Source organism: Micromonospora parva (genome assembly GCF_000718515.1).
GTDB lineage: Bacteria > Actinomycetota > Actinomycetes > Mycobacteriales > Micromonosporaceae > Micromonospora > Micromonospora parva.
This window is the reverse complement of sequence record NZ_JNZS01000004.1, coordinates 74,657-95,247: the sequence shown is the minus strand read 5'-3', so window position 1 is coordinate 95,247 and position 20,591 is coordinate 74,657. Positions and strand designations below refer to the sequence as shown.

Here is a 20,591-nt window from a genome sequence, read left to right as displayed (position 1 = left end):
CTTCTGACTGGGTACGGCCGCGGTGCGGGGCTCCTCACGCTCGCTCATGCCGCCACCTCCGTCGTCTGCTGCGAGGCCACGATCTCGGCGTACGTCGGGCAGGTCTCCAACAGCTCGGCATGTCGTCCCACTCCGACGACCCCTCCGTTCTCGAGAACGATGATCTGGTCGGCGTCGATGATCGTGGAGACCCGCTGGGCCACGATCACCACCGCGGACTGTGCGGTGACCGGCCGTAGTGCCGCTCGCAGCCGTGCGTCGGTGCCCAGGTCGAGCGCGGAGAACGAGTCGTCGAAGAGGTAGATCTCCGGTTGCCGGACCAGCGCTCGGGCGATGGCGAGACGCTGCCGCTGCCCACCGGAGACGGTGGTGCCGCCCTGCGCGATCGGGGCGTCCAGCCCGCCGGGCATCTGGGCCACGAAGTCCCGGGCCTGGGCGATCTCCAGCGCCGTCCACAGCTCCTCGTCGGTGGCGTCCGGGTTGCCGTAGCGCAGGTTGCTGGCGACCGTCCCGGTGAACAGGTACGGCCGCTGCGGCACCAGGCCGATGCGTCGCCACAGCTCGTCCGGTGACAACTCCCGCACGTCCACCCCGTCGACCAGCACCGCGCCGGCGGTCACGTCGACCAGGCGGGGGATCAGCGACAGCAGTGTCGTCTTGCCCGCTCCGGTGCTGCCGATGATGGCCGTGGTGGTGCCCGGGGTCGCCCGGAAGGAGATGTCGCGCAGCACCGGCTCCACCGCTCCCGGGTACTGGAAGCGCACCCCGCGCAGCTCCAGCTCGGCCCGGGTGGGCAACTCGGTGACCGGCGCGGTGGCCGGAACCACCGAGGAGTCGGTGTCCAGCACCTCGACGATCCGCTCGGCGCACACCGCCGCGCGCGGCACCATCATCAGCATGAAGGTGGCCATCATGACCGCCATCAGGATCTGCATCAGGTACTGCAGGAACGCGGTGAGCGCGCCGACCTGGATCGCGCCGGCGTCCACCCGCTGCGCGCCGAACCAGAGCACCGCCACGCTGGAGACGTTCAGCACCAGCATGACCACCGGGAAGATCAACGCCAACAGTCGACCGGTACGCAGCGCGGTGGCGGTCAGGTCGGCGTTGGCGACGGCGAAACGGTCCGTTTCGTACGGCTCGCGGACGAACGCGCGGACCACCCGGATGCCGGTGATCTGCTCCCGCAGCACGCGGTTGACAGTGTCGATGCGGGTCTGCATCAGCCGGAAGCCCGGCACCATCCGGCGGATGATCGCGCCGAGGGCGATGGCCAGCACCGGCACGCTGACCAGCATCAGCCAGGAGAGCCCGACGTCCTCACGCAGCGCCATGAACACCCCACCGACGCTCATGATCGGTGCGGCGACCAGCATCGTGCAGCTCATCAGCACGAGCATCTGCACCTGCTGCACGTCGTTGGTGTTGCGGGTGATCAGCGACGGCGCCCCGAACCGGGCCACCTCGCGGGCGGAGAAGCGGTTGACGTGCCCGAACAGTTCGGCGCGTACGTCCCGGCCGAAGCCCATCGCGACCCGGGCGCCCAGGTAGACGGCGGCGATCGAACAGATGATCTGGATCAGGCTGACCAGCAGCATCCAGCCGCCGGTGCGCACGATGTAGTCGGTGTCGCCCCGGGCCACGCCCTGGTCGATGATGTCCGCGTTGAGGCTGGGCAGGTAGAGCGAGGCCATGGTGCCCACGAACTGGAGCAGCACCACCGCCAGCAACGGTTTCTGATAGGTGCGCAGTTGGCCGCGCAGGAGTCGGATCAGCACGCCGGGTCCTCCGCTTCGGTGGGGCGTCCGGTCATCCGCGGGTCGTCTCCGCTGCCGATGACCTCAAGCAGAAACTCCCGGATCACCTGGGCTTTCGCCGGGTCGGCGTCGACCGAGGTGAGTGGCCGTCCGGAGTGCATGAGTGCGCCGAGCGCAGCCACTCGTTCCCGGCCGGCGGGAGTGATGGCGAGTCGGATGCTGCGTCGGTCGCTGTCGTCGCGCTGCCGCTCGACCAGGCCGTCACGCTCCAGCGTGTCCACGATGCCGGTCAGGGTCGCCGGGCGGACGAACCCCTTCTCGGCAACCTTGCGGTGGGGTAGCTCACCGTGTCGGGCGAGCGTCATCAGGGTGATCATGCCGGCCTGGGTGAGGCCGTGCTCCTCGGCGAGGTAGCGGTTCCACCGCTGCCCGACGAGGTGCCCGGCCACCACCAGGAGACGGCCGAGCGGCACGTCCTGGAGGGTGATGAGTTCCACGAGAGGTAGATTAGCCCCCTGATAGTCAGGCACCAAACGAAATTACCGTGGCGGCGGCCACGAACAGGATCTGCAGGGCGGTGCGCTGGGCCAGCGGGGTGACCGGGCGGCCGGCGAGGGTCAGCTGGCGACGGGCGGCCGAGACGTTCGCCGGAAACATGGCCAGCATGAGCAGGCCGAGTCCGGCCGCCGCCACCCGGGCGGTCGCCGGCAGCAGCAGGCCGATCGCGCCGACCAGCTCCAGTACGCCGGTGACGGTGACCAGCAGGTCCGGCCGGGGCAGGCGGGGCGGGACCATGGCGATCAGTCCGGCCCGGCGGGGGCCGGCGAAGTGCGCGACGGCGGTCAGCGTGAACATCACGGCCAGTCCGACGCGCAGCGCGGGGATCCAGCCGTCCAGTGCGGCGATGCCGGCCAGGCCGGCGAGTCGGGCCAGAGCGGTGCCGGCGATCAGGGCGATCAGGGGTGCCATCGGAATCCTCCTCAACGAAACTTGTCAGTGACAAGATTCGCCGACGCGTGACATCTTGTCAATGACAAGATTAGGATTCGCTGGTGACCGACAGCCGCTCGTACCATCACGGCGACCTGCGCCGCGCGCTGCTCGCCGCGGCGCTGGAGGCCATCGAGGAGGTCGGGCCCGTCGCGCTGAGCCTGCGCGACCTGGCCCGACGGGCCGGCGTCTCGCACGCCGCGCCCGCCCACCACTTCGGCGACAAGGCGGGCCTGCTCACCGCGCTCGCCACGCAGGGCTTCGACCTGCTGACCCAGACGTTGACCGAGGCGGATGGCGACCTGCTGGAGGCCGGCGTCGCCTACGTCGACTTCGCCGTCACGCGCCGCGCGTACTTCGAGGTGATGTTCCGGCCGGAGCTGCACCGTTCCGACGACGCCGAGCTGATCGCCGCCCAGGGCCGGGCCGGCGCCGCGCTCCGCGCCGGGGTGGCGACACTACCCACCGGCGACGCGCCCGCCGACCCCGGGCGGGACGCGCTCGCCGCCTGGTCGATCGCCCACGGCTTCGCCACCCTCTGGCTGGCCGGCGCGCTACCCGACCGAGTGGGCGACAACCCCCGCGAGGCAGCCCGCACAGTCCTGCGCCGACTGACAACCTAACCCCCGCCCTCTCCTCTGTTGATCATGAAGTTGTTGCCATGACACGCCGACGCGGGAGGCAACAACTTCATGGTCAACCGGAGTGGGGTGGGGGTTACCAGCTGGTGGGGAGGGGCATTCCTTCGGTGAAGCCGGCGGCGCTCTGGACGCCGACGATCGCCCGCTCGTGGAACTGGGTGAGGTTCCGGGCGCCGGCGTAGGTGAAGGCGCTGCGTACCCCCGCGATGATCTCGTCGATCAGGTCCTCGACGCCGGGACGGGCCGGGTCCAGGTGCATCCGGGCCGAGGAGATGCCCTCCTCGAACACCGCCTTGCGGGCCCGGTCGTACGGGCTGTCGTCGGCGGTTCGGGCGCTGACCGCCCGGGCCGAGGCCATCCCGAAGCTCTCCTTGTACCGCCGGCCGTCCACGTCGGTGTACAGGTCACCGGGGGACTCGTAGGTGCCGGCGAACCAGGAACCGATCATCACGTTCGACGCCCCGGCGGCGAGCGCGAGCGCCACGTCCCGGGGGTGCCGCACCCCACCGTCGGCCCACACGTGCCGGCCCAGTTGGCGGGCGGCCGCCGCGCAGTCGAGGACGGCCGAGAACTGCGGCCGACCCACGCCGGTCATCATCCGGGTGGTGCACATCGCACCGGGGCCGACGCCGACCTTGATGATGTCCGCACCCGCCTCCACCAGGTCGCGTACGCCCTCGGCGGTGACCACGTTGCCGGCCGCCACCGGCACCCCCGGGTCCAGCTTGCGGACCGCCTGGAGTGCGGAGATCATCCGTGCCTGGTGGCCGTGCGCGGTGTCCACCACCAACGTGTCCACCCCCGCCTCCAGCAGCGCCGAGGCCTTGCCGGTCACGTCACCGTTGATTCCGACGGCGGCGGCGATCCGCAGCCGACCCCGGTCGTCCACGGCCGGCGTGTAGAGGGTGGCCCGCAACGCGCCCTGTCGGGTCAGCACCCCGACCAGCCGGCCCTCGGTGTCCACCACCGGGGCGAGTCGGCGACGGCCCGCCGAGAGCAGATCGAAGCCGGTACGCGGATCCGAGTCCGCCGGGACGGTGTGCAGCTCGGTGGACATCACGTGCCGCAGCTGGGCGAACCGGTCCACGCCCGTGGTGTCCGCCTCGGTGACCACACCCATCGGCCGGCCGGCGTCGTCGACCACGATGACCGCACCGTGCGAGCGCTTGGGCAGCAGGTGGATGGCGTCGCCCACGGTGTCGGTCGGGCCGAGCGTGATCGGCGTGTCGTAGACGAGGTGGCGCTGTTTCACCCAGGCGACGACATTCGCCACCACCTCGATCGGAATGTCCTGCGGGATCACCGTGATGGCACCCCGGCGGGCGACCGTCTCCGCCATCCGCCGTCCGGCGACCGCCGTCATGTTCGACACCACCAACGGGATGGTGGTGCCGGTGCCGTCGCCGGTGGACAGGTCGACGTCGAGCCGGGAACCCAGGTCGGAGCGGGCCGGCGCCATGAAGACGTCGGTATAGGTCAGGTCGTGCGCGGGGACCGCGCCGTGAAGGAACCGCACCCGGCAATCATTCCCGCTCGCGGTCGGTTCCACCGCCGGTGGTCGTGGAAAACACTCGCGTCGTTGCTGGCCTGGCCCGGTTGGCGCCCGCCCGCACGGTCCGGCCGGGGGCCCGCCTGGCCCGGGTGGCCTGGTCGTTCTCCGCCGGCGGGGCCGGTCAGCCCAGCAGGAGTGCCACGGCCAGGCCGGTCATCACCACGGCGATGACCGCGTCCAGCACCCGCCAGGCGGCGGCACGGGCGAGCAGTGGCGCGAGGCGCTGTGCGCCGACGCCGAGCGCGGTGAACCAGACCCCGCTGGCCACTGCGGCGCCGGCGCCGAAGACCCACCGGTGCGGGTGTTGTTGGGCCACCCCGCCGAGGAGCAGCACGGTGTCCAGGTAGACGTGGGGGTTCAGGTAGGTGAAGGCGGCGCACGCGAGCAGGGTGGCCCCCAGGGAGGCCGGCGGCCGTTCGGTGGGCAGCAGGGCGCCCGGACGCAGGGCACGGCGGGCGGCGAGCCCCGCGTAGCAGAGCAGGAACGCCGCGCCGCCCCACCGGATCGCGGCCAGCAGGCCCGGTCGGTCGGCCACCAGCGTGCCGACCCCGGCGACGCCCGCGGTGATCAGCAGCGCGTCCGACACGGCGCAGGTCAGCACCACGGGTACCACGTGCTCGCGGCGCAGACCCTGGCGCAGGACGAAGGCGTTCTGGGCGCCGATGGCGACGATGAGCGCGATGGAGATCGAGAAGCCGGCGACGGCGGAGGTGAGCACGGACTCGACGCTAGGGCTGCCGACGATCACCAGTCCAACTAAAGATTCTGACGCAACTTAAGCTGAGCTGATGGATGGTCTCGACTCGGCGCAGCTGCGGACGCTCGCGGCGGTGGTGGCGGAGGGCAGCTTCGACGCGGCGGCCCGGCTGCTGCACGTCACGCCGTCGGCGGTGAGTCAACGGATCAAGGCGTTGGAGGAGACCGTCGGCCAGGTGCTGGTCCGCCGCGCCCGACCGTGCGTGGCGACCGACGCCGGCCGCCCGCTGCTGCGCCTCGCCGGCCAGCTGCTGCTGCTCGAACGGGAGGCGCTGGCCGACGCCCGCGGCCCGCTGGCCGGCGGTGGCCGGATCCGGGTCGCCGTGGTGGTCAACGCGGACTCCCTGGCCACCTGGTTCCCCGCCGCGCTGGCCCGGTTGCCGCAGCGGGCCGGGCTCTCGTTCGACCTGCGGCAGGACGACCAGGACCACACCGCCGAACTGCTCCGCGACGGCTCGGTGACGGCGGCGGTCACCGCCCAGCGGGATGCCGTGCAGGGCTGCCGGGTGCTGCGACTCGGCGCCATGCGCTACCGCGCGCTGGCCACCCCGGAGTTCGCGGCGTCCCACTTCGCCGGCGGATTCACCGCCGTCACGCTGGCGAGCGCGCCACTTGTCGTCTTCGATCGGAAGGACCGGGTGCAGCACCGCTTCATCCGGGCGGTGGCCGGTCGGCCGCTCGACCCGCCGGTGCACTACGTGCCGTCGGTGCCGGCGTTCAGCGAGACGATCCGGCTCGGGTTGGGCTGGAGCCTGGTGCCCGAACAGATCGCCCAGGCCGACCTGGACGCCGGCCGCTGGGTCGACCTCGCGCCGGGCCGACACCTCGACGTCCCGCTGTACTGGCAGCACTGGCGGCTGGAGTCGGACGTGCTGACCGCGCTGACCGCCGCCGTCCGCGCGGTCGCCACCGAAACCCTGCGCTGACTGGCGCCGAGCGGCGGCTCAGGCGATGGTGCAGATGGGGGCGCCAGCGGTGATCACGGCACCGACCTCGGCGCTGAGGCCGCTGACCGTGCCCGCCTTGTGCGCGTGCAGCGGCTGCTCCATCTTCATCGCCTCCAACACCACGACCAGGTCACCCTCGGCCACGGTGTCGCCGTCCGCCACCGCGATCTTGACGATGGTGCCCTGCATCGGCGAGGTGAGCGTGTCGCCGCCGACCGGAGCGCCGGCCTTGGCACCGCCGCCGCGCCGGGTCGGCTTGCGGGAGGCGGGTGCCGCTGTGGTCGTACTCCCGCCGAAGCCGGCGGGGAGGCTGACCTCGAGGCGCTTGCCGCCCACCTCGACCACGACGGTGTCGCGTTCGGCCGGCGCGTCGGCGGTGCCGGCGGCGGCGGTGAACGGCGGCACGGTGTTGTGGAACTCCGTCTCGATCCACCGGGTGTGCACTGTGAACGGCTCGGCGGTGAACGCCTCGTCCCGCACCACGAGCCGGTGGAACGGCAGCGCGGTGGCCATGCCGTCGAGGACCATCTCGTCCAGCGCGCGGCGGGCGCGCTCCAACGCCTCGGTCCGCGTCTCACCCGTGATGATCACCTTGGCGAGCAGTGAGTCGAAGTTGCCGCCGATCACGTCGCCGGCCGAGATGCCGGTGTCGACCCGAACCCCCGGCCCGCTGGGCAGGCGCAGCGCGGTGACAGTGCCCGGGGCGGGCAGGAAGTTGCGGCCCGGGTCCTCGCCGTTGATCCGGAACTCGATCGCGTGCCCGCGCGGGGTCGGGTCCTCGGTGATACGCAGCTTCTCGCCGTCGGCGATCCGGAACTGCTCCCGGACCAGGTCGATGCCGGCGGTCTCCTCGGTGACCGGGTGCTCGACCTGAAGGCGGGTGTTGACCTCCAGGAAGGAGATGGTGCCGTCGACGCCGACCAGGTATTCCACGGTGCCGGCGCCGTGGTAGCCGGCTTCGCGGCAGATCGCCTTGGCGCTGTCGTGGATCTGGGCCCGCTGGGCGTCGGTGAGGAACGGCGCGGGCGCCTCCTCCACGAGCTTCTGGTGGCGTCGTTGCAACGAGCAGTCCCGGGTGCCCACCACGATCACGTTGCCGTGCTGGTCGGCGAGGACCTGCGCCTCGACGTGCCGGGGCTGGTCGAGGTACCGCTCGACGAAGCACTCGCCCCGACCGAACGCGGCGACCGCCTCCCGGGTGGCCGACTCGAAGAGCTGCGGGATCTCCTCCATGGTGCGGGCCACCTTGAGGCCGCGCCCACCGCCACCGAAGGCGGCCTTGATGGCGACCGGCAGGCCGTGGTCGACGGCGAACGCCATCACCTCGTCCGGGCTGCCCACCGGGTCCGGGGTGCCCGGGACCAGCGGCGCGCCGGCCCGCTGGGCGATGTGCCGGGCGGTCACCTTGTCACCGAGGTCGCGGATGGCCTGCGGGGTGGGGCCGATCCAGGTCAGCCCGGCGTCGATGACGGCCTGGGCGAAGTCGGCGTTCTCACTGAGGAAGCCATAACCCGGGTGTACGGCGTCGGCACCGGCCCGAGCGGCGACGTCGAGCAGCTTGTCGATGCGCAGATAGGTCTCGGTCGCACTGTCCCCGCCGAGCGCGTACGCCTCGTCCGCGAGCGTGGCGTGCAGGGCGTCGCGGTCGGAGTCCGCGTAGACGGCGACGCTGCCCAGGCCGGCGTCGCGGCACGCGCGGATCACCCGGACGGCGATCTCGCCGCGGTTGGCGATGAGTACCTTGCGCACCTTCGTGGCTCCTCCCGGGCAGGTTACTGACGGGGAGTGTATCGGCCGCCCACGGTGGCCCTAACGATCGCTCAGTGTGGGATGCCGCACTGCGCCCGCCACGGTTTAGTCAAACTTGGCTATTACGCTTATCGGGTGTCTTCGACTCGGATGATGATTCTCGGTCTGGTGCGGTGGATGCAGCCCGTGCACGGCTACGACGTGCGCCGCGAGCTGCTGAGCTGGAGCGCCGACAAGTGGGCGAACGTGCAACCCGGATCGATCTATCACGCTCTGCGCAAGCTCACCGAGGAGGGGCTGCTCCGCGCCGTCGCGACCGAGCAGGTCGGCGCCCGCCCGGCGCGCACCACGTACGAGGTGACCCCCAAGGGGGAGGACGAGTTCGAGACGTTGCTGCGCAATCTGTGGTGGAACATCAGCGAGCCCGCCGACCCGTTCGTGGCGGCCTTCTCCTTCCTGCCGGCCATGCCGCGCGCCGAGGCGGCCGCGGCCCTGCGTAACCGGGCCAACCTGCTGCGCGCCGGCATCGAGTCGATGCGTGCCTCGCTCGAGTCGGACTGGGTGCGCAACCGCAAGCCGGCGCACGTGGGCTGGATGTTCGAGCTGTGGTCGGCGCGGGCCGAGGCGGAGATGAGCTGGTGCGAGCGGATCGCGGAGCGGATCGATTCCGGAGTGTCGTACCTGCCTGCTGAGCTGGATGAAGCGCAGGGTTGGTCGGGGTGGAAGGACGGCGAGGTGCCGTCCGGCACCGACACGGAATAATCAACGTTGACTAGAAAAGTTATATCGCGTTAGCCTGCTGGCGGCACAGCGGGGGAGTGCGCCGTCCGGCGTCGTCCCACTCGACGGCCGGCGCTACCGGCCTGAACGACCAGGAGCAGAAATGATCGAGACCAGGGGGCTGCGGAAGTCGTTCCGCTCCCGCGCGGGTCGAGAGACGAAGACGGTGGACGCCGTGCGGGGCGTCGACCTTGACGTCGCCAAGGGCGAGATCTTTGGCTTCCTCGGCCCGAACGGCGCCGGCAAGACCACCACGCTGCGGATGCTCGCCACGCTGATCGAGCCGGATGGCGGCGAGGCCACCATCGCGGGCGCCGACCTGCGCAAGGACCCGGCCGAGGTGCGCCGCCGCATCGGGTACGTCCCGCAGGGCGGCAGCACCTGGGACGAGTCCACCGCCCGTGAGGAACTGGTGCTGCACGCCCGGATGTACGGCATCAGCAAGGCCGACGCGCAACGCCGCGCCGCCCGCGCCCTGGACGCCTTCCAGCTCACCGAGTACGCCGACCGCAAGTGCAAGACCTACTCCGGCGGCCAGCGACGCCGGGTCGAGATCGCCCTCGGCATCATCCACGAGCCGAAGATCGTCTTCCTGGACGAGCCGACCACCGGCCTCGACCCGCAGAGCCGCGCCCACATGTGGGACGAGATCCGGCGGCTCCGCAGCGACGGCATGACCGTCTTCATCACCACGCACTACCTGGACGAGGCCGACGCGCTCTGCGACCGGATCGCGATCATGGACAACGGCGAGGTGGTGGCCGAGGGCACCCCGGCCGAGCTCAAGCGGGAGATCTCCGGAGACGTGGTGCTGGTCGGTCTCGACCTGGCCGCCACCCCGCAGGCCGCCCAGGCACTCGACGGCGAACCGTACGTCAACAAGCTGGAAACCGCCGACGAGGGCGGCCTGCGCCTCTATGTCGACGAGGGCGCCACCGCCATTCCGCAGGTGCTGCGCCGACTCGACCACGCCGGGCTGGAGCTGCGCTCGATCGAGCTGCACCGACCCAGCCTGGACGACGTCTTCCTCACCAAGACCGGCCGCTCGCTGCGCGAGTCCTGACCCCGGAGACGACTCTCATGAAATTCGCCCGTGACACCTGGCTGATCTTCCAGCGCCAGACCCAACTCCTGCTGCGCAACCCGGTCTGGGTCTTCGTCGGCGTCTTCCAGCCGGTCATGTACCTGCTGCTCTTCGCCCCGCTGCTCAAACCCGCACTGAACGCCCCCACCCAGGCCGAGGCCTACAAGATCTTCGTACCGGGCCTGCTGGTGCTGCTGGCCATCTTCGGTGGCCTGTTCCAGGGCTTCGGCCTGATTGCCGAGCTGCGAGCCGGCGTCATCGAACGCTCCCGGGTCACCCCGATCAGCCGGCTCGCCCTGCTGCTCGGCCGCTCGCTGCGCGACGTCGTCTCGCTCATCGTGCAGGCGGTCATCATCACCCTGCTGGCGCTCCTGTTCGACCTGCGGGTGTTCATTGGTGACCTGCTGCTGGCGTACCTGATGCTCGCTCTGATCGCCCTCATGACCTCGGCCGTCTCCTACGGTGTCGCCCTCAAGGTCAAGAGCGAGGACGCGCTGGCCCCACTGATGAACACCGTGGCGCAGCCGGTGCTCCTGCTCTCCGGCATCCTGCTGCCGCTGACCTTCGCACCCGGCTGGTTGCAGGGCATCGCCAACTGGAACCCGTTCTCCTGGGCGGTCGACGGCACCCGTTCGCTGTTCGCCGGTGACCTGGGCAGCGACAAGGTCTGGCAGGGCCTCAGCATCACCGCGGTGCTCGCCGCACTGGGCGTCTACTGGGCCGCCCGCCAGTTCGCCCGCAGCGTCCGCTGACCGTCCCCTGCGCGCGAGTTCCTGAAAAACGGGGTGTCCCCTGCTGGGGGACACCCCGTTTTCCGTGTTAGGCGGCCGGCACCCGGCGCCCGGCGTTGCCGGCGGCCGGCGTTTGGTGGTTGTCGGCGGGTGGCCGGCGTTCGGCGGGGGTCGGCGGTCAGCGGACCCGGGCGAGGGTCAGGCCGTCCGCGATCGGCAGCATCACCGGGTCCACCCGTACGTCGGCGAGGACCTCGTCGTTGAACGCGGCGATGGCCCGGTCACCTTCGTCCTGCGGGGCGATGACCCGCCCACCACGCAGCACGTTGTCGACGGCGATCACCCCACCCGGGCGCATCCGGGGCACCAGCTCCGCCCAGTAGATCGGGTAACCGGTCTTGTCCGCGTCGATGAACGCGAAGTCCAGGTGCCGCTCGTGCGGCAACGCCCGCAGCCCGTCCGCGGCCGGGCCGATCTGCAGGTCGATCAGATCCTGCACGCCGGCGCGCGCCCAGTAGCGCCGGGCGATGCCGGTGAACTCCTCGGAAATGTCGAAACAGGTCAGTCGCCCGCCCTCGGGCAACCCGCGGGCGATCGCCAGCGACGACAGCCCGGTGAACGTGCCGACCTCGACGGCCTGCCGTACGTCGAGCAACCGGGTGAGGAACGTCAGGAACGCGGCCTGCTCCGGCGCCACCTGCATCGAGGCGTGCTCCGGCAGCACCGACCGGGTCTCCTCGGCCAGGTCCCGGATGATCTCGTCCGGCGGGGAGCCGTGTGCGACCAGATAGGCGTGCAGCTCTTCGGTGAGCGGGATCGACTTGGTGGTCATGACCGGACGTTACCGAGCGGCTCGACGGATTGACCGCCCGCCACGGCAGGTTGGCCGCCGGGCTCGGCAGGTTGGCCGCCGGGCTCGACGGATTGGCCGCCCGGTGCGACCTTCGTCCACAGGTCGGTGATCCGCAGATCCAGCTCGGCGAGGAGCCGGCGCAGCAGTGGCATCGACAACCCGACCACAGTTCCCGGGTCACCCTCGATCCGCTCCACGAACGGCCCGCCCAGCCCGTCGATAGTGAACGCGCCGGCCACCGCCAACGGCTCACCCGTGGCCACGTACGCGGCGATCTCGTCGTCGCTGATGTCAGCGAAGTGGACCGTGGTCGAGGCGACCGCCTCCGCCTGCCGCCCCGCATCAAGGTCGATCAGGCAGTGCCCGCTGTGCAGCACACCGCTGCGTCCGCGCATCCGCCGCCACCGCCGGGTCGCGTCGGCTGCATCGTCAGGCTTGCCGAGGATCTCCCCGTCGAAGGCCAGCACCGAGTCGCAGCCAATCACCAACGTCCGCTGATCAGCGGTCGGGTTCAGTCGGCTCACCACCGCCTGCGCCTTCAGCCTCGCCAACTCCAGACACAGATCCTCGGCCCGCTCGGTCACCACCAGGGACTCGTCCACCCCGCTGACCAGCACTTCCGGCTCCACACCGGCAGCCTGGAGCAACTTACGACGGGCAGGGCTCGCCGAAGCGAGCACGAGGCGGAGCGGCAAAGTCTCAGACACGAGCCCGACGTTACCGCCCAACCCCCACCAGGCCCGACACCCCGCCCAGCGCCCTCACCGATGCCGTCCCGGCGGCCTGGGTGGTCCGGGGCCTTGGCAGCCGTCGTAGCCCGGCGGTTCGCCCGCCGGCACCCTTGATCCACTCGCCTTTCAGGAAAACGCGCTATCCCATCGCCCCGGACACGGCGGTTTCCTGAAAGCCGAGTGGATCACCGCGATCACCGGCTGATTCTGGGCGGCGGATCATCACCACGACGGCGACGTCGCGCTATCACGACCCATCCCACCCCGGCGGCCACGATCACCCCAAGAGTGGCCAGGCCGCGCACGGTCGAGCCATCATCCTGACCACCCGGCTGAGCGGCAGCCGTCGTGGTCGGGCCAGCACCGGCCGGAGCGCTCACCGATTCAAAACCCAGCGGCGGTACGTCTGCCGTCAGCGCCGCCACAAGATCGATCACTCCATAGCCGTACTCGTCGTCGCGCCCAGGAGGGCCCTTGTCGACGGCGGTAGCCGTGAGCCGGTGCGCCACCTCTCTCGCCGGCAGGTAGGGGTACTTCGACCTGATCAGTGCTGCCGCGCCCGCCACGATCGCCGTCGCGCTGGAAGTGCCCGTCCCCTTCGAGTACTTTCCGCCGTAGCTGGTGCTGTAGATATCGACCGCAGGGGCGACCACATCGATCTTCGGCCCGGTGACCGAGATGGCAGCGTGTCGGCCAGCGCGATCGGCACCCCCAACCGCGATAACGCCCTCTTCGCTGGCTGGGTATGCAGTCGGACTATGGGGTGCATTACCTACCGATGCCACAACTGTGATGTTAGCTGCGAGGGCCGATTTGATTGCCCGGACGAGGCGCGGTGTCGATGCGCCCCCGCTTGAGATACTAATAACTTGAGCGCTGTTGGCTATCGCGTATTCGACGGCTGCTGCGAGATCATCGGCTTCGCCGAAGTTGTCCGTACCGGCTGCCCTTATTGGAAGGATTTTGGACCTCGGTGCAATGCCGAGTGCGCCAGAACTTGCGCCCCTGCCGTGCGCCGCGATCAACCCCGCCATGCTCGTGCCGTGGCTGTTCAAGTCCTGCTGACCATCTCCCACGCCACCCGCCACAGTGTCTGTGCCCTTGAGTAAATTCTCTCGCAGGTCGGGGTGCGGATCGACGCCAGTGTCTGGAACTGCGACGACAACTCCCTCGCCCTGGCTAATCGCCTGTGCTCGGGAGACGTTTAGGAAGCGAAGATGCCATTGGTCGGCTCGAATTTTCTCGGCTTGATCGAGCGTTGATGCGCCGTGCAAAAACGGCCGAGCCGCTGCGGCTGGGCTGAAGACCGCGATCGGCAGGACCATCATGACCAGCATGGCTCGGGTAATGATTAGCATTACCGCTTGAAACCGATGGCCGGACCTGGATCGATGGGTCCTTCGTCGTCGGGTGGCCGGACTACCGGAGTCACCCCCTTTTCGGTCTCCCACGGGTTGTCCGGGTCCCAGTGGGGCGGGCCGTTATCAGGCTGTCTGCGGGCGATCGGCTGGGCAGAATTCGGTTGCAAATAAGCTGGGCTGGTTAGGCCGGGGCCACCGCCGATCGGTGGGAAGCTCTGCGTCGCCGAGAAACTGCGACCCACGCCAGGCCGAGAACCAGCCCCTCCACTTGGCGCAGTGCCCGCACCCCCACCCCCAATCACGCCACCAATCGGGTTTACGCGGCGAGGTGAGTTCGCCCCTGACCCGGGCTGGCCCAAACCGATTGTCGGTGGACTTCCGATGATGCCTCCCGGCGGCATTGCTCTACTGGAGACCGGTGGCGTTGACCGATGGGCAGAACCTTCGGCCCCGGCCTGCGGCCTGCCAATTGACCCTGGTGGCCCTTGGGGGGCCATCTCGCCAACGGGTCGAATGGAGATGCCGGGCGGCGGGCCTATGGGAGCGCCTGGGGGCATCGGCGGAGGGCTTGCCAATCCGGCTGGATTTGGGTTTGGCGTGCTCGGCGTTAAGGCCGTACTCACTCCACCCAGTACGGGCCCTATGGTCGGGGGAGTCAGGGTAGGCGTAGGGCCCGGAGTCACCGTCGGAGTTTGTGACGGCGGGGCTGGCGGCGCCATCGGCACTGCGACGACCGGAGGGATGACCGGACTCTGCCCGCTCGTCTCATAAACGTCGGGATCATTTGGCTGATGGCCGGGGCGAGGTGGTGGCGGGGGTGGTTTTTGCAGGGTTGCTTGGGCTTGTTGGAGTTCGCCGCTCAAGCTGAACATCATCGACCGGGCCTGCGCGTTCAGCTGTTCCAGTTCCCCATCGGCGACAGGCGGTTGGGTGGCCCGGTTGCCCATGACCGCCTTCGGGTCGGCGACCATCGCCTGGTACGCCTGCTTCTGCTGGTACTTGGTCGCGTACTCCTCATAGATCTTGCGGAGCGCGGCGCGGGTGGTGCCGATGGCCTGGGTTGCGGCGGAGAGGGCGGTGTAGTTCGCGGCGGCGGCATCGTGGGTGCGTTGCACCTTGTCGATGAGTTCGTCGAGTTCGGCGAGGTACGTGCGGGAGGCGGCGCTGGTTTCGGGGGGCCAGGCTGCGGCGAGGCCGCGTCGGTACTGCTGGAGGCGGCCGAGGTGGGTTTGCGCGAGGTCGCAGACCTTGCGCCAGCCGGCGACCTGCTTCCAGTGGTTGGCGGTGTCGTGGTCCTGCAGGCAGGCCCACATGCTGTTGACGTCCATGAGTTGCCAGTCGGTGAGGCCGGTGGTCCGGCCGCTGCCCCGTTCGATCACGGCAGCACCACCGGCGGCTGGGCGTCGGGGCTGGTCGGGTCAGTCAGCACCGACGTGGGGCCGCCGGGCAGCATGTTCAAAGGGTTGGCGAGGGCTCGTTGCACGTCCACGACTCTGGCGGCGGTGAAGGCGTCGCTGTCGGCGTAGTGGGTGGCGACCTGGTCGGCGGCGGCGGCGAGGTGGCCGGTGGCGCCTCGGACGGCGTACACCATGTCGGCGGTGGCCTGCTGCGTCTCGTGGTGCGCGCGCAGGAAGGTGACCAGCTCGATGAAGGCGTCGCAGGGGTTGGGCAGCTTCGCGGACATGTCTTCGGCGATGTACGACAGGTGCGGCGCGTAGTTGCTCTCGACGTCGGCGGCGAGCCGGTCGGCGAACTCTCTGAGCTGGCTGATGTCGGCTTCGATGCCGCCGTAACCGCGTAGCCAGGGTGCTGGCCGGTCCTCTTCGGGGATCATGGATCCTCCCTACCCGTAGCGGCACCGTTTCCCTGAGTGAGGTTAACGGCTCAACGCCACCCTGGCAGCCCCCGTACGGCGGTCTGGCGGGTCAGCGAGGCAGGCCGGCGGCGCGCCAGCCGCGGGAGCTGCCCGGTCGGCCGCTGCGCGCCCAGGCGGACGGGGCCGTCGGCGTGGGGGCGGCGGCCGGGCGGGACCGGATGATGATCGCCCCCACCAGAGCGGCCAACTCCTCGGCGGTGGGCACGCCGCGGACGACCCGGAACAGCGGCTCTTCGGCAGACATGCCGTCAGGGTACGCGGCGCGAAGTTACCCGAAGCGCACAGTGGCGTGCCGGCGGTGTGAGCGTCAGCGGGTCCGGGTACCGTCTCACCGATGTCGAACGCGCTTCCCCAACTCGTCGCTGACCGATACCGGCTCCTGTCGCCGCTCGGCCAGGGCGGCATGGGCCGGGTGTGGAAGGCGCGCGACGAGGTGCTGCACCGGGACGTCGCCATCAAGGAGTTGGTGCCGCCGCCCGGTCTCACCGATGAGGAGCGCCGCGAGATGCGCGAGCGCTCGCTGCGGGAGGCGCGGGCCATCGCCCGGCTCAACCACGCCAATGTCGTCCGCATCTTCGACGTGCTGCGCACCGACGGCGATCCGTGGATCGTCATGGAGTACGTGGCGTCGAAGTCGTTGCAGGACACTCTCGCCGAGGACGGCCCGGTTTCGGTGGCCCGCACGGTGGAGATCGGCCTGGGTGTGCTGGGCGCGCTCAGCGCCGCGCACAAGGCGGGCGTCATGCACCGCGACGTGAAGCCCGGCAACGTGTTGCTGGGCGAGGACGGCCGGGTGGTGCTGACCGATTTCGGTCTGGCCACGATCCCCGGCGACCCCAACGTGACCCGCACCGGCATGGTGCTCGGCTCACCCGCGTACATCTCGCCGGAGCGGGCCCGGGACGGCACCGCCGGTCCGGAGGCCGACCTGTGGTCGCTTGGCGCGACGCTCTACGCGGCGGTCGAGGGCAAGTCGCCGTACGCCCGCCCGTCGGCGATCGGCACCCTGGCCGCGTTGGCCACCGAGCCGATTCCGCCGCCGAAGAACGCGGGTCCGCTGAAGGCCGTCCTCAACGGGCTGCTGCGCAAGGACCCGAACGAGCGGATCACCGCCGAGGTGGCGGAGCGGTTGCTGCGCCGCGCCGGGGGCAAGCGGTCGCGCGGGATATCCCTGCTTGATGGCGTACGTCGGCCGGGGCCGAACGGTCCGCGCGAGCCGCGCCCGCCGCACGTGCCGGCGCCGCGACCTGCCGAGAGCGTCGACCAGCCGGTGTCGCCGCCGCCGGCTGCCGCTGCGGCCCCCGCTGCTGCCGCGACCGCTGCGGCTGATGCCACGCCGACGGCAGTGGTTTCCTCAGGTGCGGCCGCCGACCCGACCGCTGTGGTGCCGGCCGACCCGACGGTAGCGGCACCGGCCGAGCCGACCGCCCCTGTCGACCGCCCGTCCGGGGCCGCCGCGTCCGGGGCCGCCGCGTCCGATGCTGCCGCGTCCGGGGCCGAGCCGACCGCGACGGTCGCGGCCGCGCCCGACACGAGCGGCGACGGTACGACGAACGTCGACGACGAGCCGACGGTGGTCGACGGGCCGCCGGTGGCTCCGGAGCAGCGCAAGCCGACCACGCCGACGTCGCTGATGCCGCCGGTGGGTCCGGCCGGCCGCGCGTCGGTGCCGCCCTCGGACGGCACGAAGCCGAACAACACCCGACGTAACGTGCTGATCGGGGCGCTGGTCGCGCTGCTGCTGATCGGCCTCGCGGTGGTCGTGCCGATGCTGACCAGCGGCGACGGCGACAAGACCCCGCAGGCCGACCCGACCGGTGCTGCCGCCACCTCGGCGCCCGCGCCGACCTCCGCTGCCGCGCCACCGCCGCCCACCACCGGTGCGCCGACCCCGTCGGCCTCGGCCACTCCCTCGGTCGACCCGAACGCGCTGCCGGCCGGCTGGAAGCTGCACCGGGACCCGGAAGGCTTCGCCCTGCCGATCCCCGACGGTTGGGTGCGCCGCGACGCTGGTCAGAACACTGTCGTCTTCGACGAGTCCAACGGGCCGGGGGAGCTGCTCGTGCAGTGGACGCCGACCCCAAAGGACGACGCCTACAAGGACTGGCAGCGCATCGAGCCGGACCGCAGAGAGATCGTCAAGAACTACCAGAACCTCGGCATCAAGCGCTGTAACTTCTGGAAGACCTGTGCGGACTGGGAGTGGCTGGAGACTCGGGACGGGCAGCGGATCCACGTCCGCAACCGGGGGTTCGTGACGGCCAGCAACCGGGGCTACGCCCTGCGGTGGGAGATCGCGGAGAAGGACTGGCAGGCCAACCTGCCGAACTTCGACCGGATCGCCAAGGGTTTCGTGCCCGACCGGCAGGACTGAAACTCATTCGCATGACCTTCCGTCGTCCGGGGTAATTGACCTTTGACGACGGAAGGAGGCACGACATGGGTTACCGACGGAGGGACACTCGGCCCCGGCTGGCACTGTGGATGCTCGTGGCGCTCGGCGACGCGATTCTGCTGCTGGTCAGCGCGGGGGTTTCGGTGCTCGTCGCACTGCTCGGCGTCGTGATCGTTGCCGGCCTTGGCGTTGCTGCCTGGCGGATGACCCGCCGGGGCGCGCTGGCTCGTGAGGATGCTGTGGTGCCGGCCCTGAGCCGGCGGCGGGCCTGACCCGTACCCGGTGGTGTGGCGGCAGCCGGACCGATTGTCGACCGTGCTGGTGACCGTCGATCCCGCTGCCGCCAACGGCCCGGTCAGGTGTTGTTGGCCAACGCGATCAGGCGGCTCCGGTCGCCGTTCCAGTAGTTGCGGTCCACGTTGCCGCTGATCCCGGAGACCGCGCCGGTGCTGGTGTACTGCCAGAAGCTCCACACCGACGCGCCGGCCGGCAGCGTGCCCGGCGCGCTCGCCCAGCGGGCCAGCCAGAGCGGGTGGTTCGCCCACGGGCCGGTCCAGCTGCCGGTGCACTGGTTCCACCAGCTCGTGGTGGTGTAGATGACCGCGTACCGGCCGGTGCGGGAGCGGTAGGTGTTCAGGAAGTCCTGGATCCAGTTGCGCATCCCGGTCGTGCTGAGGCCGTAGCAGTAGCCGCCGCTGTACGGGTTGCCCTCGATGTCCAGTGCGGCGGGCAGGGTGCGGCTGTCAGCGGACCAGGCGCCGCCGTTGGACGCCAGGTAGTTGGCCTGGGTGGAGCCGGCGGAGATGTTCGGGCGGGCGAAGTGGTACGCCCCGCGGATCACCCCGGCGTTGTACGCGTTGACGTAGTTGGCGTTGAAGTTCGGGTCCTTGTAGCTGGTGCCCTCGGTCGCCTTGATGAAGGCGAACTGGATGCCCGCGTTGCGGACGCTGGTCCAGTTGATGCTGCCCTGGTAGCGGGACACGTCGATGCCGGGTGTGGTGGCTGCGGCCGCCGGTCCGGCGGTCGCTACCAGGGCCGCCGCCGCGGTGGCGAGGACGGTGAGGCCGGCCGCGAGTGCGCGGCGCAGCGTTGATGAGGTACGGGCCATGAGTGCCTCCAAGGACGTCGCTCTATCGACGTACATCTTTGGAGGTAAGTGCCCTAGATCGCAAGGGCGGCTGAAAAAAGCTTCATCGGCGGCCGTCTGTCGCCCTGGTGACGAGAGGAACGGGTCAGCGCAGTGTGGCCGGGTCGAGCTGCCAGCGGAACGGCTCGACGACTGTCAGCGTCTCGCCGGGCTTGGCAACCTGGTCCTCGACGTAGTGCTCGCCGTCGAGCCGGAACAGCCGCAACGAGTGACCGTCCCCGTCCTGCTCGACCAGCAGGTACCAGAGGATTCGCGCGATGGCGTAGAGCTGCATTTTGACCAGGCGATCGGCGGCTCCCGTCGAGCAGCTCGATCCGGTCCGGGGTTTCACCCAGGGCGAAGTAGTCGGCCTCGGTCCAGAGCCCGACGTGGTGCCCCCGGGGTTCCGCGCTCATCAGCGCTCACCTCCCGTTTCACTCGCCACCCGATCAGTCTCACAGGATGCGAGCCGGTGCCTCGGGAGCGACACGGAACGCCGCCGGTAGGCTCGCGCCCCATGATGTCGATCGACGGGCTGGGCGAGAAGTGGGACACGTTGTTCGGCGCGCAGCCGGACCCGCCCGCGCTGCTGGTGCTGATCACCGGGGCGGTGGCGCTGGTGGTGGTCTCCACCCGGCTGCCGTGGCGGATCGCCCGTAACGCCATCACCATCGCCCACGAGGGTGGGCACGCCCTCGTCGCCCTGCTCACCGGCCGCAAGCTGCGCGGCATCCGGCTGCACTCGGACACGTCGGGTTTGACGCTCTCCGCCGGTCGTCCCACCGGGCCGGGCATGATCCTCACCCTGCTCGCCGGATATGTCGCACCGCCGTTGGTCGGGCTGGCCGGCGCCTGGCTGCTCGGCGGCAACCGGATCACCCTGCTGCTCTGGGTGGCGGTGGCGCTGCTGCTGGCCATGCTCGTCATGATCCGTAACGCCTTCGGCGTGGTGTCGTTGCTGGTCACCGGCGCGCTGGTGTTCGCCGTCTCGTGGTACGCGACGCCGCAGGTCCAGGCCGCCTTCGCGTACACCGGGGTGTGGTTCCTGCTGCTCGGTGGGGTGCGGCCGGTGGTCGAGCTGCAACGGCTGCGCTCCCGGGGCCGGATGCCCGCCTCCGACGCCGACCAACTCGCCGGGCTCACCCCGTTTCCGGGGTTCTTCTGGGTGAGCCTCTTCGCAGTGATCAACCTCGCGGCGCTGATCGCCGGCGCACTCCTGCTCGCCGGCCCGTTCCTCACCGACGCCGGCCTGGCCAGCTGAC

21 protein-coding genes are annotated in these 20,591 nt (G+C 70.4%); 8 read left to right on the top strand and 13 right to left on the bottom strand.

Translation table 11 applies throughout. The features are described from left to right. Nucleotides 1-44 precede the first annotated feature (44 nt). Genes IF22_RS0105080 through IF22_RS0105070 form a run of 3 tightly spaced genes read right to left on the bottom strand, consistent with a single transcriptional unit; the run spans nucleotide 45 to nucleotide 2,726 of the window. On the bottom strand, nucleotides 45-1,778 hold the full coding sequence (locus tag IF22_RS0105080) for an ABC transporter ATP-binding protein (RefSeq protein WP_030328940.1): 1,734 nt from the start codon (nucleotides 1,776-1,778) through the stop codon (nucleotides 45-47). Further along, entirely contained in the window at nucleotides 1,772-2,254 is a 483-nt protein-coding gene (locus tag IF22_RS0105075) for a MarR family transcriptional regulator (RefSeq protein ID WP_030328938.1), read from the bottom strand. Before IF22_RS0105075 ends, IF22_RS0105080 begins: the two co-directional genes overlap by 7 nt. Before the next feature lie 25 nt (nucleotides 2,255-2,279). Then, on the bottom strand, nucleotides 2,280-2,726 hold the full coding sequence (locus tag IF22_RS0105070) for a DoxX family protein (RefSeq protein ID WP_030328935.1): 447 nt from the start codon (nucleotides 2,724-2,726) through the stop codon (nucleotides 2,280-2,282). 83 nt (nucleotides 2,727-2,809) lie between these two features. On the opposite strand from IF22_RS0105070, the gene IF22_RS0105065 reads away from it, so the two are divergent. Next, nucleotides 2,810-3,370, top strand: coding sequence for a TetR/AcrR family transcriptional regulator (locus IF22_RS0105065; RefSeq protein WP_030328933.1), 561 nt, complete (start codon nucleotides 2,810-2,812; stop codon nucleotides 3,368-3,370). Between the two features lie 94 nt (nucleotides 3,371-3,464). On the opposite strand, the gene IF22_RS0105060 is transcribed toward IF22_RS0105065, so the two are convergent. Both IF22_RS0105060 and IF22_RS0105055 read right to left on the bottom strand, forming a co-directional pair. Further along, nucleotides 3,465-4,904: a GuaB1 family IMP dehydrogenase-related protein gene (locus tag IF22_RS0105060; protein WP_030328931.1), complete on the bottom strand. Its 1,440-nt coding sequence runs from the start codon at nucleotides 4,902-4,904 to the stop codon at nucleotides 3,465-3,467. A 157-nt stretch (nucleotides 4,905-5,061) separates the two neighbouring features. Next, nucleotides 5,062-5,658 carry a LysE/ArgO family amino acid transporter gene (locus tag IF22_RS0105055; protein ID WP_030328928.1) on the bottom strand — a complete coding sequence of 199 codons (597 nt, stop codon included), beginning with the start codon at nucleotides 5,656-5,658 and terminating at the stop codon, nucleotides 5,062-5,064. Between the two features lie 70 nt (nucleotides 5,659-5,728). Between IF22_RS0105055 and IF22_RS0105050 the strand changes: the two genes are divergently transcribed. Then, a complete protein-coding gene (locus IF22_RS0105050) occupies nucleotides 5,729-6,622 on the top strand; it encodes a LysR family transcriptional regulator ArgP (RefSeq protein ID WP_030328926.1) in 894 nt (297 codons plus the stop codon). Nucleotides 6,623-6,640: 18 nt separating this feature from the next. Here IF22_RS0105050 and IF22_RS0105045 read toward each other — a convergent pair whose 3' ends face one another. Then, nucleotides 6,641-8,392, bottom strand: coding sequence for an acetyl/propionyl/methylcrotonyl-CoA carboxylase subunit alpha (locus tag IF22_RS0105045; RefSeq protein ID WP_030328923.1), 1,752 nt, complete (start codon nucleotides 8,390-8,392; stop codon nucleotides 6,641-6,643). A 150-nt stretch (nucleotides 8,393-8,542) separates the two neighbouring features. On the opposite strand from IF22_RS0105045, the gene IF22_RS0105040 reads away from it, so the two are divergent. From IF22_RS0105040 to IF22_RS0105030, 3 genes are all read left to right on the top strand, one after another. Further along, nucleotides 8,543-9,154: a PadR family transcriptional regulator gene (locus IF22_RS0105040; protein WP_030328921.1), complete on the top strand. Its 612-nt coding sequence runs from the start codon at nucleotides 8,543-8,545 to the stop codon at nucleotides 9,152-9,154. 121 nt (nucleotides 9,155-9,275) lie between these two features. Beyond that, nucleotides 9,276-10,235 (top strand): daunorubicin resistance protein DrrA family ABC transporter ATP-binding protein, encoded by a 960-nt coding sequence (locus IF22_RS0105035; RefSeq protein ID WP_030328919.1) that lies wholly within the window; start codon nucleotides 9,276-9,278, stop codon nucleotides 10,233-10,235. A gap of 17 nt (nucleotides 10,236-10,252) precedes the next feature. Continuing rightward, nucleotides 10,253-11,008 carry an ABC transporter permease gene (locus IF22_RS0105030; RefSeq protein ID WP_030328917.1) on the top strand — a complete coding sequence of 252 codons (756 nt, stop codon included), beginning with the start codon at nucleotides 10,253-10,255 and terminating at the stop codon, nucleotides 11,006-11,008. A gap of 157 nt (nucleotides 11,009-11,165) precedes the next feature. Here the strand turns inward: IF22_RS0105030 and IF22_RS0105025 are convergent, their stop codons facing one another. The 5 genes from IF22_RS0105025 to IF22_RS0105005 all read right to left on the bottom strand — a co-directional run bounded on the left by IF22_RS0105025 (nucleotide 11,166) and on the right by IF22_RS0105005 (nucleotide 16,052). Beyond that, nucleotides 11,166-11,819 carry an O-methyltransferase gene (locus IF22_RS0105025; RefSeq protein ID WP_030328914.1) on the bottom strand — a complete coding sequence of 218 codons (654 nt, stop codon included), beginning with the start codon at nucleotides 11,817-11,819 and terminating at the stop codon, nucleotides 11,166-11,168. Beyond that, entirely contained in the window at nucleotides 11,816-12,547 is a 732-nt protein-coding gene (locus IF22_RS0105020; protein ID WP_081883710.1) for a Maf family protein, read from the bottom strand. Before IF22_RS0105020 ends, IF22_RS0105025 begins: the two co-directional genes overlap by 4 nt. 218 nt (nucleotides 12,548-12,765) lie before the next feature. Continuing rightward, nucleotides 12,766-13,908, bottom strand: coding sequence for a S8 family serine peptidase (locus IF22_RS34200; RefSeq protein ID WP_245233530.1), 1,143 nt, complete (start codon nucleotides 13,906-13,908; stop codon nucleotides 12,766-12,768). A gap of 1,399 nt (nucleotides 13,909-15,307) precedes the next feature. Next, the gene (locus IF22_RS0105010; RefSeq protein ID WP_030328910.1) at nucleotides 15,308-15,766 is read right to left on the bottom strand and encodes a hypothetical protein; all 459 of its coding nucleotides are present in this window, start codon (nucleotides 15,764-15,766) and stop codon (nucleotides 15,308-15,310) included. Between the two features lie 91 nt (nucleotides 15,767-15,857). Continuing rightward, nucleotides 15,858-16,052, bottom strand: a complete 195-nt coding sequence (locus IF22_RS0105005; RefSeq protein ID WP_030328908.1) for an acyl-CoA carboxylase subunit epsilon — start codon at nucleotides 16,050-16,052, stop codon at nucleotides 15,858-15,860. Nucleotides 16,053-16,142: 90 nt separating this feature from the next. Between IF22_RS0105005 and IF22_RS0105000 the strand changes: the two genes are divergently transcribed. Both IF22_RS0105000 and IF22_RS0104995 read left to right on the top strand, forming a co-directional pair. Then, the gene (locus IF22_RS0105000) at nucleotides 16,143-18,182 is read left to right on the top strand and encodes a serine/threonine-protein kinase (protein WP_030328906.1); all 2,040 of its coding nucleotides are present in this window, start codon (nucleotides 16,143-16,145) and stop codon (nucleotides 18,180-18,182) included. A 65-nt stretch (nucleotides 18,183-18,247) separates the two neighbouring features. Then, the gene (locus IF22_RS0104995; protein WP_030328904.1) at nucleotides 18,248-18,475 is read left to right on the top strand and encodes a hypothetical protein; all 228 of its coding nucleotides are present in this window, start codon (nucleotides 18,248-18,250) and stop codon (nucleotides 18,473-18,475) included. A gap of 83 nt (nucleotides 18,476-18,558) precedes the next feature. On the opposite strand, the gene IF22_RS0104990 is transcribed toward IF22_RS0104995, so the two are convergent. Continuing rightward, nucleotides 18,559-19,311, bottom strand: coding sequence for a GH25 family lysozyme (locus tag IF22_RS0104990; protein WP_030328902.1), 753 nt, complete (start codon nucleotides 19,309-19,311; stop codon nucleotides 18,559-18,561). A 124-nt stretch (nucleotides 19,312-19,435) separates the two neighbouring features. After that, nucleotides 19,436-19,624, bottom strand: a complete 189-nt coding sequence (locus IF22_RS36280; RefSeq protein ID WP_247675686.1) for a PDDEXK family nuclease — start codon at nucleotides 19,622-19,624, stop codon at nucleotides 19,436-19,438. A gap of 222 nt (nucleotides 19,625-19,846) precedes the next feature. Here IF22_RS36280 and IF22_RS0104980 point away from each other — a divergent pair, with 222 nt between their 5' ends. Beyond that, a complete protein-coding gene (locus IF22_RS0104980) occupies nucleotides 19,847-20,590 on the top strand; it encodes a M50 family metallopeptidase (RefSeq protein WP_030328900.1) in 744 nt (247 codons plus the stop codon). Nucleotide 20,591 lies beyond the last annotated feature (1 nt).

Bases quoted from the DNA above. Each gene is read 5' to 3' on its own strand.
- IF22_RS0105040 (WP_030328921.1), top strand. From the start codon at position 8,543: ATGATGATTCTCGGTCTGGTGCGGTGGATGCAGCCCGTGCACGGCTAC.
- IF22_RS0105050 (WP_030328926.1), top strand. From the start codon at position 5,729: ATGGATGGTCTCGACTCGGCGCAGCTGCGGACGCTCGCGGCGGTGGTG.
- IF22_RS0104980 (WP_030328900.1), top strand. From the start codon at position 19,847: ATGATGTCGATCGACGGGCTGGGCGAGAAGTGGGACACGTTGTTCGGC.
- IF22_RS0105000 (WP_030328906.1), top strand. From the start codon at position 16,143: ATGTCGAACGCGCTTCCCCAACTCGTCGCTGACCGATACCGGCTCCTG.
- IF22_RS0105010 (WP_030328910.1), bottom strand. From the start codon at position 15,766: ATGATCCCCGAAGAGGACCGGCCAGCACCCTGGCTACGCGGTTACGGC.
- IF22_RS34200 (WP_245233530.1), bottom strand. From the start codon at position 13,908: ATGCTGGTCATGATGGTCCTGCCGATCGCGGTCTTCAGCCCAGCCGCA.
- IF22_RS36280 (WP_247675686.1), bottom strand. From the start codon at position 19,624: ATGCAGCTCTACGCCATCGCGCGAATCCTCTGGTACCTGCTGGTCGAG.
- IF22_RS0105005 (WP_030328908.1), bottom strand. From the start codon at position 16,052: ATGTCTGCCGAAGAGCCGCTGTTCCGGGTCGTCCGCGGCGTGCCCACC.
- IF22_RS0105025 (WP_030328914.1), bottom strand. From the start codon at position 11,819: ATGACCACCAAGTCGATCCCGCTCACCGAAGAGCTGCACGCCTATCTG.
- IF22_RS0104995 (WP_030328904.1), top strand. From the start codon at position 18,248: ATGGGTTACCGACGGAGGGACACTCGGCCCCGGCTGGCACTGTGGATG.
- IF22_RS0105030 (WP_030328917.1), top strand. From the start codon at position 10,253: ATGAAATTCGCCCGTGACACCTGGCTGATCTTCCAGCGCCAGACCCAA.
- IF22_RS0105070 (WP_030328935.1), bottom strand. From the start codon at position 2,726: ATGGCACCCCTGATCGCCCTGATCGCCGGCACCGCTCTGGCCCGACTC.
- IF22_RS0104990 (WP_030328902.1), bottom strand. From the start codon at position 19,311: ATGGCCCGTACCTCATCAACGCTGCGCCGCGCACTCGCGGCCGGCCTC.
- IF22_RS0105035 (WP_030328919.1), top strand. From the start codon at position 9,276: ATGATCGAGACCAGGGGGCTGCGGAAGTCGTTCCGCTCCCGCGCGGGT.